Origin of the sequence: Algoriphagus winogradskyi (assembly GCF_900182815.1) — a bacterium.
GTDB lineage: Bacteria > Bacteroidota > Bacteroidia > Cytophagales > Cyclobacteriaceae > Algoriphagus > Algoriphagus winogradskyi.
This window is the reverse complement of the sequence record NZ_FXUA01000008.1, coordinates 1-15,839: the sequence shown is the minus strand read 5'-3', so window position 1 is coordinate 15,839 and position 15,839 is coordinate 1. Positions and strand designations below refer to the sequence as shown.

Genomic DNA, 15,839 nt, shown 5'->3' with positions numbered 1-15,839 from the left:
TATCTGTGATTTTTTGAAAACGTCCTAGGATGTGTGACCTTACATAAAACTCAAGCTTGACTATTCACCTTTTGGAGTTTCTATGAATGTGAAAAATAGGATTGAGACAGGATAGATGCCTTTTGAAAATTAGGTTTACCTATATTCTTATTGTAAATAAACCCTCCCATCACGGCGGTGACTATTACCATTACAACCAAAAAAGGGACAACTAGTAACTTAAACTTTTTCATATCTCGGGGTTTAGCGATATAGACGCGGCTTCTGAGTGAATCCCTCGGGTTGGTTACTTTTTTTCTTGTTTAAGTGAAAAAATTGGGATGAAGGAATCTACTGTATGATTATCCGCAATGAGACCAGAAATCTTAGACTAATTTCTTATCTAAATGAAAAACAGATACTTAGACTACACTTAGTACAAGTGACCGACGATCGAAATGGCCTCAATTACCTATTTATCTTAGATCTGATCGGAATGAAAGGCTTGCCAAAAAAAACTGATGCCGCCTCATCAGTGAATGGACTCTCATATCGTCTGTAATAGAAAAGAGGCTGTCTCTCTATGAAACAGCCTCCTATCACTTTATAGTATCTAAAAATACCGATTACTTATCTATTCCTAGGCGGCATATTAGGTTGTTTTTGATCTGAGACCAAAACCCTCAACACATCTGCTATAATCTGATCAAAGTGTGCAAGCTGACTTTCATTACAAAGCGATTTCAAATCTTTAAAATGTTGGTATGTAACCGTGATTTTATCTCCTTCAAGGCTTTCTATTTGTGCTAAAACCTCCTTCTCACCAGCTGAATTATTTGTTTTCAGATTATCGAAATAGTCCTTCACCATCTTCCTTTGCTCAGCTTCCAGCTTTGCCACCTTCTTGCTATGATCTAGTGCTAATTCAAAATATTTCTTCTTTTGTTCCTCATTCAGGTCTAGCTTTTCTGAGATTTTCTCCATCAATCCGCCCTCATTTGGAGGAGGCATTTTCGGTCCTCGCAACATCATGAAGATCAATACTCCATTAATCACCAGCATCAGGATCAATCCTATCTTATAAAGGTTTGTATTATTCATTGCTGTAAATATTAAAATCAGAAATTAAAACCGAATAAGAATCGTTAGAAATTGAAGTTGCAGTAGTTTGATCATAGTTCAAGATAAAAAACAGATTACCTCCTACAATCGCAGTGACGCAAGCCGCCACAGCAAGCCACCTCAGAGGAGTTACCTGCTTTTGCTTTTGTAACTTAATCTGTTGCTCGATTTTACGAAATGCACCAGCAGGAACTTCAGAGCGCTCTGCTCCCTTCATGCTTGACAATATTTCATCTTTCCAGTTTTCCATTTAGTATTAAGACGGATTTTTTGGTGAATTCCCTCGCTCGGGAAAATGTTTTTCTAAAGCAACTTTTAAATTAGCCTTTGCCCGCTGCAACAGAGACTCCACGGCTTTGCGTGTAGTCTGCAAAATATCGGCTACCTCCTGCTGTGAAAGATCTTCAATTTGGGTAAGGATAAATACCGTTTTCTGCTTCTCCGACAATTCGTCTATGACGCGAAAAAGTATCCTGGCGTTCTCTTGGTTTTCCAATTTGACGCCAGGATGTATAAAGTCAACAGACTCGTACTTGATCTCAGCAGAGTCTTTCTTATAGAGGGAAGAAAATATACCGAATCGCTTTGTGCTGTTCTTTTTCCTAAGAAAATCCAAGGCCTTGTTTACAGAAATCCTATAAATCCAAGTACTCACAGAAGAGTCAGCTCGAAATGTCTTTGCTGTATTATAAACTGTCATAAAAACATCCTGAAGCAATTCTTCAGCATCCTCTGCATTTTTCGTATAGCTGAGAAGCGTATTATAAACTTTGGGAGAATAGTGGTCATAAAGCATTTTGAAAGCCAAATCATTGCCTTCAATTAGTTGCCGGATCCACAAACTATCCTCTCGTGTCATTCTTTTGATTTACTTGAAAACAAAGTGTTCAAAATCTGATCACTTATAATTGACCAATATATCAGCAATTTTTTGAAGATCTGGCTCTGAGATCTCTGTAACCGGAGCCAACGGGAAAATTTGTTGACCAGGACGGGAGATAAAAGCCGCTCTCCAATTCGCCCACATCGCACCGGCAACATCCCAACCATGAGCGGCTATGAGCATACATTCTTCAGGTTTTACACCCACTTTTTCAGCAGCCCAAGTGTAGGTCTCTGAAAAGGGCTTGAATTTCCCTACATCTTCCACACTCAGTCTTTCGTCGAAGAATTCCAACAAACCGGCATATTCAAATTGCTTTTTTACCCCTTCATTGGAAGAATTAGTAAAGGACACCAACTTGTATCCAGCGGCTTTTAATTGACCCAAAGCAGGTTTGACCTCTGGATGTGCAGGCAAAGAACTGATAGATTTGCCAATGGTCTCTCTTGCATCAGCTTCAGAAATAGCTATTCCGTTATTTGCGGCAACCATCTGCAAGGCAGCAGCTCCCACATAACCAAAATGCTCGTATTGCCCGCCTGCAGAAACTACAAGAGAATACTGAAGCATGGTAGTAAACCAAAGCGGCATCAAATCCTCTCTCCCACCAAGTGCTGCACTCACCTGCTTTTTCATCGCAGTAAGATCAAGGAGTGTTTCGTTTACATCAAAAAACAAAACCTTTGGTCGAGTGGCATTGGTTAATATGGTATTTTCGGTTGAGTTTGTCATAGCAAAATTTGGTAAAATCATTCCTCCAGCCCCTACTATTCCTATATTTTTAATAAAAGCCCTTCTTGTGTCAAACATGTGTTGAATTTTTTGTTGGTGATGATTTGTATAAGTATAGGTTAAAGAAAACTAGAATTAAGTAAGCAATTGGAATTAAGGGAGGCTTAATCCCCAAAGGCAAAACTGCAGCAGGAACATTTGGATGAAGATGCACATAACTAGCCACCAACATCATGAGAATGACTGTCATATTTGCCAGGTAAAAGGTAGTTTCTCTCATCCTTAATTTTAATTCATTGCCATAAAATGACAGATAAATTAAAACCAATCCTACAGTCAATTGGCTAAACTTGACGAAAAACTGCATCTGATCTGGAAAAGGGATAGCACTTAAAACCAATTGCTGATTGACCAAAGTTTTGAAAGGCTCCATAAACTTACCCACTCCTGGCAATAGCACAATTACCCCTAAAATACCACTTATAATTCTAACTGATTTCTTCATTGATAGGTCTTAATGAAACAAGAACAAATCCGAAAATTTGCTCTTGTCCTAATGTGATTAATTAGCTGTTTCAGGGTTCCAAGCGTACTTTTCAAATGGTTTATCCACAGGTGTTTCAGCAAGGTGATTTGTATAATTACTGATTATTTTCTGAGATAAGCCAAGTATAATCTCAAGCAAGTGGCGCTCGCCATAACCTGCAGCGTAGAATGCTGCAACCTCCTCATCTAATAGATTACCTCGCTTGCGAACCATCGCCAAAGTTGTTTCGTGCAGCACCTGGAGCTTCGAGTTTGGCAAAGCCGTCCCATCTCTTAGAGCTTCGGTAATTGCGTCATCCACTTTCATCATTTTCGCTATTCCCGTATGTGCCGGAACACAATAATGACACTCATGCTCCACATTAATCGTTTGCCACACTACGGTTAATTCCTCGTTATTAAATGAGGAATTGACGAAAAGTTCATGAATTTTTTGATAGGCTTCCAATAGGCCCGGAGCTCCTGCTAGTACCCCGTGAAGACCTGGAATGTATCCATTCTTTTTTTGGGAATTTTCTAAAAACACCTTGCTCTCTTGAGGTGCTGAAACTAAATCGTGAATCGTTAATTTACTCATAGTAAGTTGGTTTAGTTAAAATATCTAAACGAATGTTTAGATATTAGGCAAATAAACTATTGCTATAGAATTTTAAATATGTTTTCAATAAAAACTGACAATTGATCTTTCCTAAAGACCCTTGAAGCTGACCCTAGCCCATATAGAGAGATAATTAGATAATCAGCATACTCCTCAATTTTACTCCTATCCAAGCCTGCTTCCTGACCAAGGTTATTCACAAACAACTCTTTGATCTCTACAATAAAATGTTGAAGCTGCATTAAGATCTCCGGATCTGCATCCTTTCCCAGTTCATTGGAAGTATTGGTAACTAGGCAACCTTTGCAAGACTCATTTTCTTTGGAAAACTCGAGAAAAGCATAGAAATATTCCTTTATACCCTGTATCCCATTATTGGAAGATTGAAGCACCGTAGTAATGACCGAAAGCTTCTTTTTATAGCATTTAATACTTTCCAGAAACAGGCCATTTTTACTTCCAAAACTCGAGTAAATGGAAAACTTATTGATCCCCATTTCCTTTTCAAGCATCTGCATAGAAGTAGTCTCATAGCCATTTCTCCAGAAAAGGCTCATCGCTTTTTCAATTACTTCCTCTTCGCTATAATTCTTACTTCTTGCCATTTTAATGAATAAGTACACAAACCTAACCAATCGTTTAGATTAAAACAATTAATCCCGGAATATTTAAACGGTATTGTTCAATCTACCAAGAACACTGTGTTGAAAAATTGAGTCTCACCTTTATGAAAATTAGCGTAGTCATCGATGATATCATACTCCTACAGTAATGGTAAGAAAAAAGCTGCCTCTTAAATGAGGCAGCTTTTCAATAAACCCACAGCCAATTATTAGTCCTTTCTTGGAGGGCCTTGTCTTTCCTGCATTTTCTTAAACTTTGCAGCTTGATCTTCAGTGAGCGTCTTAAGGAGGGCATCATTCATCTCTTTGCGAGTCTCTCCTGCTTTCTTTCTATCCTTCTCTACGGAACTGTATTTCTTCATTATGGTCTCCCACTCTTTCACTTGCTCCTCACTCAACTTAAGTTCAGTTGTAGCTTTTTTTAGCATTTCCTCCTGAGAAGGTGGGCCCTGACGCTCCTGACCTTGACGAGGTTGACCTTGGGCAAAGCCAAAAATGGTGAATCCCATCATACAAATTCCTAATACTAACTTTTTCATTTTTTTTGGTTTAATTTGAAATTCTACGTGTTTTTAAGTGTTTTAATATCTGATATGAGCTGAAGTACAGATGTTTTATTTAGCCCATTATAAATCCCACGGATATGACGATCCCTATCGATTAGGAGAAAATTTTCCGTATGAAGAAATTCATCTGGATCCTTTAACAAACCGAGATCCTCCTCCACGAAATATTGATTTCTGGCGAGTTCGTAGATCTGCTCTCTTGCTCCCGTAAGCAAATGCCATTGTCCTGATTCTACTCCATGCTCATCAGCATATTCTTTCAAAATAGGCACCTGATCAAACTCAGGTGTAACGGAATGTGACAGTAAAGTCACCTGATCGTCATGTTTAAAAGCTTCCTGTACCAAAGCCATATTTGCAGTCATTTTAGGGCAGATTCCCGGACAAGTCGTGAAAAAGAAATCCACCACGAATATCTTTCCTTTCAAATCTTGATCTGAGATAGTATCCCCAAGCTGGTTCTGAAAATTAAATGCTGGTATCTGATGAAAATCACTTGGTAAATCATCTTCACTTTCGTACCACACTGGTGTGAACGTGGCATCCTGATAATATGGGAGTTGCTCCACACTAGTCGTTTCAGCAAACGCTGTGATTCCTGCTTGATTTTCACTGGTCTTTTCTGCACAGGCAGCTAGGAGTATAACCAGAAATAGGTTAAGATATCTAGTCATTGTAAACCACCGTTTCATCGTCTAATTCGAAGCAAAGATTGGCACGTTTTAGACCATAAATACGTCCATTCTTCGCCTGATAATTCACGTAGATTTTACCATTTTCTCTCCAGGCTCGTTGCATACCCACCTCTTTTCCATCCACTAAATTCATTTCTTTAAACTTGACCCCCGAACTATACCACTGCTGTTGAAGTCCATGAGATTTTCCTGCGAGAAAGTTACCTGAGGAGCGCAGGTTTTTATTGCTCCACCATGATTTTACCGGACCATTTAATTTATTGTCATTGTAATGAGCTTCAAATGCTATACTGCCGTCTTCAAACCATTTCTGAAGTAATCCATTTCTCTTTCCATTGACATATTCTGTACGCTTAGCCAATACCCCATTAGCATAATAGCTCATTCCAGCTCCAGAGAAAGGTGTCTTACCTAGATACATCAAACCTTCATTAGGGTGAAGAATTAGCTTATTCTCGTGAACTTCCAGCGCTTCAACTTCAAGAAAATCTTGATCCAAACTACCGTCTTTGCTCATAAATTGCTGGTAGGTAAGTAGCATCGTCAAGAATAAGAATAGATTAATTAATTGCATTGGGAGAACCTTGATAATCGCCTGGGAATAAGATATAATACTTATTTAGGTACAATTCATTTTGAACATGGTAGTGATATTCTTCCTGGGTGTTATACTTAGTGATAGAAGTATGTCCACCTGACGCATCTAGATCGGCTGGGTAGCTATCCGTAGACGTACATTTCCTCCCATAAAGAAGAAAGCCATCTGAGATAATTCCTATCAAATTATCATCATCATCTGAGAATGAAACTGGTTCTAAATGATAATGGTAACTCTGAGGTCCTGTGTGAGCACCATTGAAATCAAGGGAACCGGCAGCTCCGTCTAATGGGACATTTGGACCTTCTTTATCATTATAAATCACAGACCCACTCACTGCAATACCTATCGCTCCTAATCCAGTGGATGTACTAGAGAACGATTTGGTAGGTATTGCTGGCACTCTTAAAGTATAGCTTCCATTAAAGTCATCTATGTTGCCTGGAGCCATAAAGAAAAAAGAAGTCACTGTAGGCTCGACAAAAAGTGGATGATCAGTAGCCGCTGCTGGGGTAATGTGACCGTTATTGTTCCTTTCATTTGTACTTGACCAATAAGGAGAAGTGTGATTTGGCAATCCATTGGTTTCTATGATTACCTCATTTCCATCCAGCATGATTGTAGTATTACTTGAATCAAATGCGGAGAAAGCTAGGGGTAATTCAGTCAGTGTCGCCTCTGGCTCTAAATCATTGTCACCATCGTTGGCACAGGAGATCCAAGTGACCGCCACAAGCAATAAAGGGAAAAAGCTAAGTTTGAATAGTCGCATTGCTATAGTTGTTTTGTTATCACTATAGACGCGGATTCCTTATCGATCCCTCGTTGTCCTCATAGATTTTTTTTATGACAAAAGTCCCCCCACTCATTTTCAGCAGCTCGCACTAAATCAATTAGTTGATTCTCAATACAAAAATCTATAATGACCTATCACTTACCCGTCAACTATACAGCATCAATTCTTTTTTGAGGCTCTCCTCATGGGTAAAAAAATAGCGCTTTAGAACGCATAAAATCCAGCAATTGATCAGTAACATCCACATTTGCTATCCCAACCAGTTTTTTCAAATTATTTATCTATTTCTAAAATCTAAACTCATGTTTCAACTCGTAAATACTTGAGTTATCCCAAGCAAATTCCCTTTAGCAGAAAGAGGGAATCAGCTATCTATGCCCAAAAGAAATCGTAAATAAATTCCCCGAATTGAGACATTTACAAGAACAAAATACTGATAATTCAATCCGACTAAATCCGATTAATATTTTAACCACTGATTTACAGATACTTATATTAATTTCAAATTCCCTAGAACACAGGCCTGAAGTTTGAGCGTAGAACACACTGTAGATCGAATAAACAAAGTCGTTAGCATATTGGCCTATTAATTCTTAAAAATACGTCACAAGCATTGACAGCAAATTCATACTAAAAGACAATTTAAACCTAACCTAAAAAGGGGTGTTGGACTTTTAACATCTCATTATGAAGAGTAAAAGCTTAATCACCCAAATTTTGCAATTGCTCGCAAATTTTAACTAATGAAATACCCTCAAGATTTTCAACTATCCTATCCCAAATTGGGATCTGGAGTGGACTTTATTGACAGTTACGAACAGTTAATCTCCATTTTACGCGATTTAGAAAAATACGAATTAGAATTTTCGCTCGACAATTCATTGCCTTTGATTGAAGGAGATTTGAACAATGTTCTGAAAGTTTTAAAAAAATTTATTTCTGAAACAATTTCCCAATTCAAAAGTAAACGAGGTACGGCTTTCGTAGTTTTTAAGAAGGATTGTGATTCCTCATTTATCTCCTATCTAGTAGAAAACAAATTCTTTGGTGACAATGGAAATGTAGAATCTAATCTCGTTGATACGATCACCAAATTTCATTATGCTATCTGTAAAGAACCACTTATGGACAATGAGAGCATTAAAACTGTTTCCATTCAGACTCAAAAGGAAGGATGGTTTGAAAATGATTCTAGAAAGAATCTTTTAAACTAGGGTCCAGGTTCTTATCTGAATGCCTTTCCAGCGAATTGGATCTCAGCATTTTCGAAAACAAAAAAAAGGTCAGCTAATACTAACTGACTTTTTTTGGTAATAAAATCATTCTATTTACAACTACCCAATAAGTACTTTTACTAAACCAGCCTATAATTCTTCCTCATCAATATTCAATTATTTTAAACTCAGTCCTTCTGTTTTCTTGATGCTGCTCATCTGTACATGTTACATTGTCACTACAAGAATTAAGGAGTTTTTCCTCGCCAAATCCAATAGCTGTAAGCCTGCTCGAATCAATTCCTGATTCTATTAAGTACGCTATAGCAGCCTTAGCTCTATTGTCTGATAGCTTAAGATTATAAGCGCTTGTTCCTCTAGAATCTGTGTGCGAATACAATTCAATCTTTATAGTTGGGTTTTCTTTGAGAATTTTTATCAGCTTGTTCAGCTCTGGCTTCGCGTCCTCACGGATTTCCCATTTGTCAAAATCATAATAAATATTTTCAAGTGTATATGTCTTCCCAACTTGAATTTGCTCTAGATAGATATTTCTTACGAGGACGGAATCTTGGATTTCAGTAGCCTCCGGAATCATCACATCTCCTGTGCTTCCAGTAAGATAGCCTGTCTTTTTCCCTTCCAAATGAACTGTCTGATCGAACTTGACTTTAAACCTAAAGGACCCATCTTCCTCAGACACATACGTATTCTCTAAATGATCTTGCTCATTATAAAGTGAGACCACAGCATCGGGGAGATTCATCCCGCTCTCTTTATCGATCACCTGTCCTTTGATTACTAAATCCTTTTTCACAATCAAATCAGCGAAATAAAGATCATCCAAGCCTCTTCCTCCTACCCTATCAGATGAAAAAACAGCCTTATTATCATTCCCTAGCACCAGCGATAATCCAAAATCATCCCGGTTTGAATTGATAGGACTTCCTAGATTCTCGGGCTCAGCGTAATCACCATTTACAAAGGCAGCTTTAAAAACATCTAATCCACCGAGGCCTGCATGTCCAGAGCTAGAAAAGTATAACACCCCATTATGATCAACAAAAGGGGTTCTCTCATCTCCATTGGTATTGATTACAGAACCAAGGTTCACTGGTCTGAGCCATACTCCATTATCCCACTCAGTGTAGTATAAATCAGCTTTTCCTCTGCCCCCAGGCATATCAGAGGAAAAATACAATCTGGACTGAGACGGATCATAAAAAGGATCAGAGACAGAATATGAGAAAGGATCATTAAATGAAAACGGAGTAAAGGAATCCAAAGTCACATCTCCCGTATCCAGGGCGAAATATAACTCAGGAAATAAGGTGTAGTTCCTAGCAGTTCCGGAATCAGATTTTTTGAATTTTTGTGCTTGGGTTAACGTCAGAAATAAATTTTCTCCTACCTCATACATAGGCCCCACATGCAAATCACTTTCAAGGTTCTCGGTCTGCTTTGGATCTCCTAGAGCTGAATTCTCCTCATCATCCCAGTCCAACTCATACATTTTCAAAAAGCCATTTCCAGTCCAACCATACACATCGCTTTTCAACGCATTATTTGGATCAACTCTGGCTTTCTTTGAAATCAATCTATCAGAAGTAAAATGAAGTACTGAGTTTCCAGTAATCATAGGGCCAAACTCTGAAAAGGGTGAATTTGCATTAGAAATTGGCACAACTGCAGCCTCGGAGGACTTATTTAGGAAGGATTTACCTCCTAGTGCAGTTTTCCAAATCAACTCCAAGTCTGACCTACTTTTAGATGGGTCAAGTTTCGCCAACACATCTGCAGCCTCAGTATACTTGGAATTTGCAATTAATGACTCGGCATAAGGCTTTAAATCCTCAGTTTCAAGTTCATCATCCCTGTCTAGTCTAGTGTACCACTCTTCAGCTTGTTCGAAATCCCTAGTTTTAAAATAAGCCTGAGCCAACCCCCGGGCTGTCTCAGGCAAGGGTGATCTATTCCAACTTTCCAAATACTTATCAATTCCCACGGAATAGTTTAGATTTTCCGCCTGCTTTTTCCCCTCCAGATAACTTTTATAAGCAGCTGGTTTACAACTCACAAAACATAAAATCAGGAAACAGAATATGTAAATGACTTTGTTCATCAGAATAGGGTTAATTAAAAGAATCTTGGAGAAACCAAGCGTACACGCTTAGGAGGGAATAAGAAAGCAATTGAAATATCGTGGGTAGAAAAACTACCTACAGAAAATCCGGAAATCGTATGGTCATAAGCATACCCCAAGCGTAAACTTTCCCGGATCTGCACCTGTACCATACCAATCAAAGCAGTGGACTTTTGCAGACCTTCCTGAATTTCTCTTCCAGGCATATCAATCCCGAACCTATAGCCAGCACCCAGCCATACCGCATCATTTATAATCAAGGCAGCATTGGCATCCAATCGAGCAGGTGCCTTAAAATCGTCCATGTACATTATCGAAGGCACAAATGATAAGTTATAATTTATATCAAAGTGATATCCTCCGGTCAAGTACAAGTGTGGCTTAGGCTGAACCATCACATCACCTTTGTCAAAATCCACAACTGATGAAAGCATCTGGTCGGCAGCTACACCTATATAATATGACTCATCATAGAGAAATAAGCCAAGTTTTAGGTCTGGATACGTAATTCTTTCCCTACTCAATGGAATGGAAGGATCATTATCCATATCAGGGTTCAACATGGATCCATCCAGCTGGGAATTGACTACACCAGCTCCTACGCCAAAACTCAAAAACTTAGTATCACTCAGCCTCAGATGGTAAGCCAAATTACCATAGGCTGATACTGTCCTTTGAGCGCCCAACTTATCAGTGAGGAATTGCCCGCCAACCCCTAATTGAGAATCTGCTAAGTAAGTATCCCCAGCAACGGCGAAGGTTTCGGGACTTCCCGTGACACCTGTCCATTGCTTTCTATAATAAGATTGCAGATACAATTGCTGTTTGTAACCTGCATAAGCAGGATTAATAAAAACAGGATTAAAAATGTATTGGCTGTACTGAGGCACCTGCTGCCCAAAGCTATGGCTAAGGGACAGAAGAATGCATCCAGCGATCAGAGTAATTACCTTAAATAGTTTCATCTTGCTTACTTAATTATAGTTACGTAACCTGTCATTGTATGACTTACACCCTGACTGTCTGTTAATTGGAATTGGTAGAAGTAGGTACCACCATTCAGGTTATCTCCGTCCCAGTCATTTTGATAGTTGTCCATTCTGTAAACTTCTACACCCCATCGGTTGACTATCAGAAGTTCATTTTGCTGGAAGAACTCTTGCAGACCTTTGATCACCCAAGCGTCATTGATTCCATCACCGTTAGGCGTAAAGACATTTGGAATCTCAAATTCTATCTGCTCATGAGATACAGTGTCCGAGTTATCAGTTGGCTCCAATTCATCATCTGTCGAAACAGCTGTTGCTGTATTTGAAACCGTTCCTTCAGCTATCGCTTTTACACGTATGGTTATTGTTTCCACAGCCTGAGGATCTATAGACAATATGCTCCATGTCAGGGTCCTATTTTCCAAGTTGAAGGAAACGGTACCAGATGAAACGTCAGCACCTATGTATTCTACAGAAGGCGCTAAAACGTCAGTTACAACTACCTCATTTCCTACATTGTCAGAATTATTTGTCAGCGTGATTTTGTATTCAAAGATTGAGTTTAGCTGAATCAGACTTCCTGAAACTTCTTTATCTAAGATTAGGTCCACTTGGTTAGTAATAACCATAGGGTCAGTTCCAAATGATACATCAGGGAAGTTTCTGCCAGATATAAACACCCAATTACTAATTGGCCCTTTATCTTCCATCGTCATCAACTTTATTTTCACTTCAATAGATGCTCCAGCTTCAAGTGAGTCCATCATCCAAACCACTGCATTATCAGAAATCTCACCCTCTGGACTAACTTCCATTGCCATGGTACCTGCAGGTAGAGAATCCACAACCAATAGATCATAAGCCATTACATCTCCTGTATTCTCAATTAGAATTGTATAATCGATCATTTGCCCTACTATAACAGTCTGTACATCGGTCCACTTAATAACCGATATCGATGTCTGTTTTTCCTCATCTTCAATTACTAAGACACCATCCCCTGGATCAGATTCAACAGGATCACCAACAGATGTTTCAGAGTCTACCACAGCGATGTTAAATATCACCTCATTCGGGATTGCTCCATCATTCACAGTGGTGGTTAATAGAAGGTCTATACTTTCCCCGGAAGCCAAGGATGGGATCATCCATGTCACAGTACCATTTTCAACTTCACTTTCCATGTTAGAACTACTGAAAGTCAAGCCTTGTGGTAATTCATCTATGACAGTTACCTGCTCTTGGGTAATGTCTGAAGTGTTGGTTACCGTAATGGTATAATTTACTTCATCACCAATATAAGCTTCAGTCACATTTGGAGTTTTCACAATCGTAAAGGATTGAGGATCCCCTACTTCTATAACTTCAGGATCAGATGGGATTGGATTATCAGGATCGCCTTCCGGAACTGCATAGGCTGTGTTCGCTATTTCACTGCCTATTGTGGCATCTTCACTTAGTGTCACTTTGAGTTCCAAAGAAATCGATGACCCACCAGCCAATTCAGGTATGCTCCATGTTACCAATTGACCATTCGCTGTACCACCTTGAGAGGCACTAACAAAACTTAGGTCATTTTCCAAAGTATCCCTGATGACCAAACCAGACAAGCTGTTTTGACCAGAATTCGAAACCGTAATAGTGTAAGTAAACTCCTCACCAGGAACTACTTTGTCTTTGGAGGATACTTTCGAAATTGATACATTTTCATCCCTAGTTACTCTCACTACTGCTGGCTGAGAAGGTCCTGGATTTTCTCTAACATTTCTAAGCCAGAATATTGCTACGTTTTCGATATCAGTGCCAGCAGGCAGGCTTTCATCGATTTCCACGGTGAGAGTTAGCTCCACCAGCGCACCAGCTTCCAAAGGTGGCATCATCCATATTACTTCACCATTCTCCACAAAGCCACCATTACTTGCACTATTGAAATTTAGTCCTTCATGTAGCATATCTGTTACCATGTACATAGGCGAAATACTTTCTCCAGTATTTGTTACAGTGATTGTGTAAGTCAGATCAGATCCCGCTAGTGCTGTATTCTGATTTGCTACTTTATTGATTACCAAATTGAAATCACTTCTCACTCTTACCACTTCAGGATCTGACTCTATAGGAGATTCAGGCACATCCGGACTACTAACTTTTGCTGTGTTAGAAATTAAGGTTCCTGGAGAAAGGTTTCCAGCGGCCATCACTACTATCTCAACCTTAATTGTTTCTCCGCTAGCTAGTGTAGGAATGGTCCATGTGACTACTCCATTTTCGACTGAACCACCATTTGATGCAGAAATAAAGCTTACACCTTCTGGTAATTCATCAGTCACCAGAACAGAGGTGACCTGGGCGTTACCGGTATTGGAGATAGCTATGGTATAGACAATATCACCTCCTGGAAGAACAGATTCAACGTCTGCATTTTTAATAATCACTAAACTTCCATTATTCTCTACAGTCACTACTTCAGGATCAGATTCTTTCGGTGAATCCGGATCATCTGGACTGGAGACTATCGCTACGTTGGAGATTTGAGTACCATTTGAGACATCCGCATCCACAATTACAGTCAGCATCAGCTCAATGCTCGCTCCTGCTGCCAAAGTTGGAACCGTCCAAGTGATTGTTCCTGCATTGTTCACTCCGCTGTTATCAGCTGAGATAAAGCTCAGGCCAGTTGCCAATGCATCGGTGATCGTAAGATCAGTAGCATCACTTTGACCGGAATTCATTACAGAAATCGTGTAGCTGAATTCACCTCCCGCAAGAACTGTTGCAGCACTTGCAGTCTTGGTGATCATCAAGTCCACGTCTTTTTCTACAGTTACTACTTCAGGATCAGATTCCTTCGGAGAATCCGGATCATCTGGACTGGAGACTATCGCTACGTTGGAGATTTGAGTTCCCGCGTCAACATCAGCATCCACCATCACAGTCAGTGTCAAGTCGATGCTTGCTCCTGCTGCCAACGTTGGAATTGTCCAAGTGATTGTTCCTGCATTGTTCACTCCGCTGTTATCAGCTGAGATAAAGCTCAAGCCAGTTGCCAATGCATCAGTGATCGTCAGATCAGTCGCATCACTTTGACCGGAATTCATTACAGAAATCGTGTAGCTGAATTCACCTCCCGCAAGAACTGTGGAAGCACTTGCAGTCTTGGTGATCATCAAGTCAACGTCTTTCTCTACCGTCACTACTTCAGGATCAGATTCTTTAGGTGAATCCGGATCGTCTGGACTGGTGACTATCGCTACGTTGGAGATTTGAGTTCCCGCGTCAACATCAGCATCCACCTTCACAGTCAGTGTCAAGTCGATGCTTGCTCCTGCTGCCAAAGTTGGAATTGTCCAAGTGATTGTTCCTGCATTGTTCACTCCGCTGTTATCAGCTGAGATAAAGCTCAGGCCAGTTGCCAAGGCATCGGTGATCGTAAGATCAGTAGCATCACTTTGACCGGAATTCATTACAGAAATCGTGTAGCTGAATTCACCTCCCGCAAGAACTGTTGCAGCACTTGCAGTCTTGGTGATGATCAAGTCCACGTCTTTTTCTACAGTCACTACTTCAGGATCAGATTCTTTAGGTGAATCCGGATCATCAGGGCTCGATACTATCGCTACGTTGGAGATTTGAGTTCCGGAAGCAAGATTTGATGCAGTAGATACCCACAAAGTAATATCAACTATCGAATTTGCAGCAATCGTAGGAATGGTCCAAGTAACTACCCCTGCTCCAAATTGACCAGAATTACTGGAAGCAACATACATTAATCTCGCATCCAATTCATCTGTTATCGTTACATCAGTTATTTCAGTATTATTAGTGTTAGTAATTGAGATGGTGTAGGTGAATGTATCTCCTGCATAAACTATCTCATTCTCTGCAAATTTCTGTATAGTTAATCCATCACCAGTATTACAATCTGTTAAGAAGACCATTACCGGAGTTCTCAATACACTTTCACAATTGGTAGTTGGATCAGTTTGGGAAGCAAAATAAGTTGCCCCATCTGCCAAAGGAATGGTTGGATCCAATGGAGAAATACTGTTTTCCGTGGCATACCAAAGTATTCCTTCACCTTCAATTTCAATCGAGCTCAATGTAGCATTATCAGTAGTACAGAAGCTTTGATTTGGATTGTTGGTAATAGGTGCCTCTGTGATATTCACAGTCACCGTAACTTCCACTGCATCGCCAGGAGCGTTTTCACAGACTCCATCACCTGAAACGGTTACATAATAAGTCGTCGTTGCCGCAGGGCTGACAGTCAGATCCGTGATCTCAGTGGTCAGATCCTGACTGGTGTAGAATCTGAATACAGGATTGGTCACCGTGCTGCTGGTAGCAGAAAGCGTGAA

General features: G+C 39.8%; 17 protein-coding genes. 2 read left to right on the top strand and 15 right to left on the bottom strand.

Annotated elements, in window-relative coordinates:
• Positions 1-80 precede the first annotated feature (80 nt).
• Positions 81-233, bottom strand: a complete 153-nt coding sequence (locus tag QOL76_RS17645) for a hypothetical protein (protein ID WP_283414286.1) — start codon at positions 231-233, stop codon at positions 81-83.
• 104 nt (positions 234-337) lie between these two features.
• Here QOL76_RS17645 and QOL76_RS17640 point away from each other — a divergent pair, with 104 nt between their 5' ends.
• Positions 338-541 carry a hypothetical protein gene (locus QOL76_RS17640; protein ID WP_283414285.1) on the top strand — a complete coding sequence of 68 codons (204 nt, stop codon included), beginning with the start codon at positions 338-340 and terminating at the stop codon, positions 539-541.
• 68 nt (positions 542-609) lie between these two features.
• Here the strand turns inward: QOL76_RS17640 and QOL76_RS17635 are convergent, their stop codons facing one another.
• The 11 genes from QOL76_RS17635 to QOL76_RS17585 form a co-directional block, all read right to left on the bottom strand.
• On the bottom strand, positions 610-1,080 hold the full coding sequence (locus QOL76_RS17635; protein WP_283414284.1) for a hypothetical protein: 471 nt from the start codon (positions 1,078-1,080) through the stop codon (positions 610-612).
• Complete coding sequence (locus QOL76_RS17630) at positions 1,073-1,351, bottom strand: hypothetical protein (RefSeq protein WP_283414283.1); 279 nt, start codon at positions 1,349-1,351, stop codon at positions 1,073-1,075. Before QOL76_RS17630 ends, QOL76_RS17635 begins: the two co-directional genes overlap by 8 nt.
• Before the next feature lie 6 nt (positions 1,352-1,357).
• Positions 1,358-1,960, bottom strand: a complete 603-nt coding sequence (locus QOL76_RS17625; RefSeq protein ID WP_283414282.1) for an RNA polymerase sigma factor — start codon at positions 1,958-1,960, stop codon at positions 1,358-1,360.
• A gap of 39 nt (positions 1,961-1,999) precedes the next feature.
• A complete protein-coding gene (locus QOL76_RS17620) occupies positions 2,000-2,794 on the bottom strand; it encodes a haloacid dehalogenase type II (RefSeq protein ID WP_283414281.1) in 795 nt (264 codons plus the stop codon).
• The gene (locus QOL76_RS17615; RefSeq protein WP_283414280.1) at positions 2,787-3,221 is read right to left on the bottom strand and encodes a hypothetical protein; all 435 of its coding nucleotides are present in this window, start codon (positions 3,219-3,221) and stop codon (positions 2,787-2,789) included. The genes QOL76_RS17620 and QOL76_RS17615 overlap by 8 nt, the downstream gene beginning before the upstream one ends.
• A 57-nt stretch (positions 3,222-3,278) precedes the next feature.
• Positions 3,279-3,839 (bottom strand): carboxymuconolactone decarboxylase family protein, encoded by a 561-nt coding sequence (locus tag QOL76_RS17610; protein WP_283414279.1) that lies wholly within the window; start codon positions 3,837-3,839, stop codon positions 3,279-3,281.
• Positions 3,840-3,901: 62 nt separating this feature from the next.
• Positions 3,902-4,465: a TetR/AcrR family transcriptional regulator gene (locus QOL76_RS17605; RefSeq protein ID WP_283414278.1), complete on the bottom strand. Its 564-nt coding sequence runs from the start codon at positions 4,463-4,465 to the stop codon at positions 3,902-3,904.
• Positions 4,466-4,692: 227 nt separating this feature from the next.
• Entirely contained in the window at positions 4,693-5,022 is a 330-nt protein-coding gene (locus tag QOL76_RS17600) for a hypothetical protein (RefSeq protein WP_283414277.1), read from the bottom strand.
• Between the two features lie 23 nt (positions 5,023-5,045).
• Positions 5,046-5,723 carry an SCO family protein gene (locus QOL76_RS17595; protein WP_283414276.1) on the bottom strand — a complete coding sequence of 226 codons (678 nt, stop codon included), beginning with the start codon at positions 5,721-5,723 and terminating at the stop codon, positions 5,046-5,048.
• On the bottom strand, positions 5,716-6,261 hold the full coding sequence (locus QOL76_RS17590) for a toxin-antitoxin system YwqK family antitoxin (protein ID WP_283414275.1): 546 nt from the start codon (positions 6,259-6,261) through the stop codon (positions 5,716-5,718). Before QOL76_RS17590 ends, QOL76_RS17595 begins: the two co-directional genes overlap by 8 nt.
• A 43-nt stretch (positions 6,262-6,304) precedes the next feature.
• On the bottom strand, positions 6,305-7,114 hold the full coding sequence (locus QOL76_RS17585) for a YHYH protein (protein ID WP_283414274.1): 810 nt from the start codon (positions 7,112-7,114) through the stop codon (positions 6,305-6,307).
• 767 nt (positions 7,115-7,881) lie between these two features.
• Here QOL76_RS17585 and QOL76_RS17580 point away from each other — a divergent pair.
• The gene (locus QOL76_RS17580; RefSeq protein ID WP_283414273.1) at positions 7,882-8,352 is read left to right on the top strand and encodes a hypothetical protein; all 471 of its coding nucleotides are present in this window, start codon (positions 7,882-7,884) and stop codon (positions 8,350-8,352) included.
• Between the two features lie 166 nt (positions 8,353-8,518).
• Here QOL76_RS17580 and QOL76_RS17575 read toward each other — a convergent pair whose 3' ends face one another.
• The 3 genes from QOL76_RS17575 to QOL76_RS17565 form a co-directional block, all read right to left on the bottom strand.
• Positions 8,519-10,474 carry an OmpA family protein gene (locus tag QOL76_RS17575; protein ID WP_283414272.1) on the bottom strand — a complete coding sequence of 652 codons (1,956 nt, stop codon included), beginning with the start codon at positions 10,472-10,474 and terminating at the stop codon, positions 8,519-8,521.
• A gap of 14 nt (positions 10,475-10,488) precedes the next feature.
• Positions 10,489-11,460, bottom strand: coding sequence for a PorP/SprF family type IX secretion system membrane protein (locus QOL76_RS17570; protein WP_283414271.1), 972 nt, complete (start codon positions 11,458-11,460; stop codon positions 10,489-10,491).
• Between the two features lie 5 nt (positions 11,461-11,465).
• Positions 11,466-15,839, bottom strand: a 4,374-nt coding sequence (locus QOL76_RS17565; protein ID WP_283414270.1) for an isopeptide-forming domain-containing fimbrial protein, incomplete at its 5' end; no start/stop codon positions are given.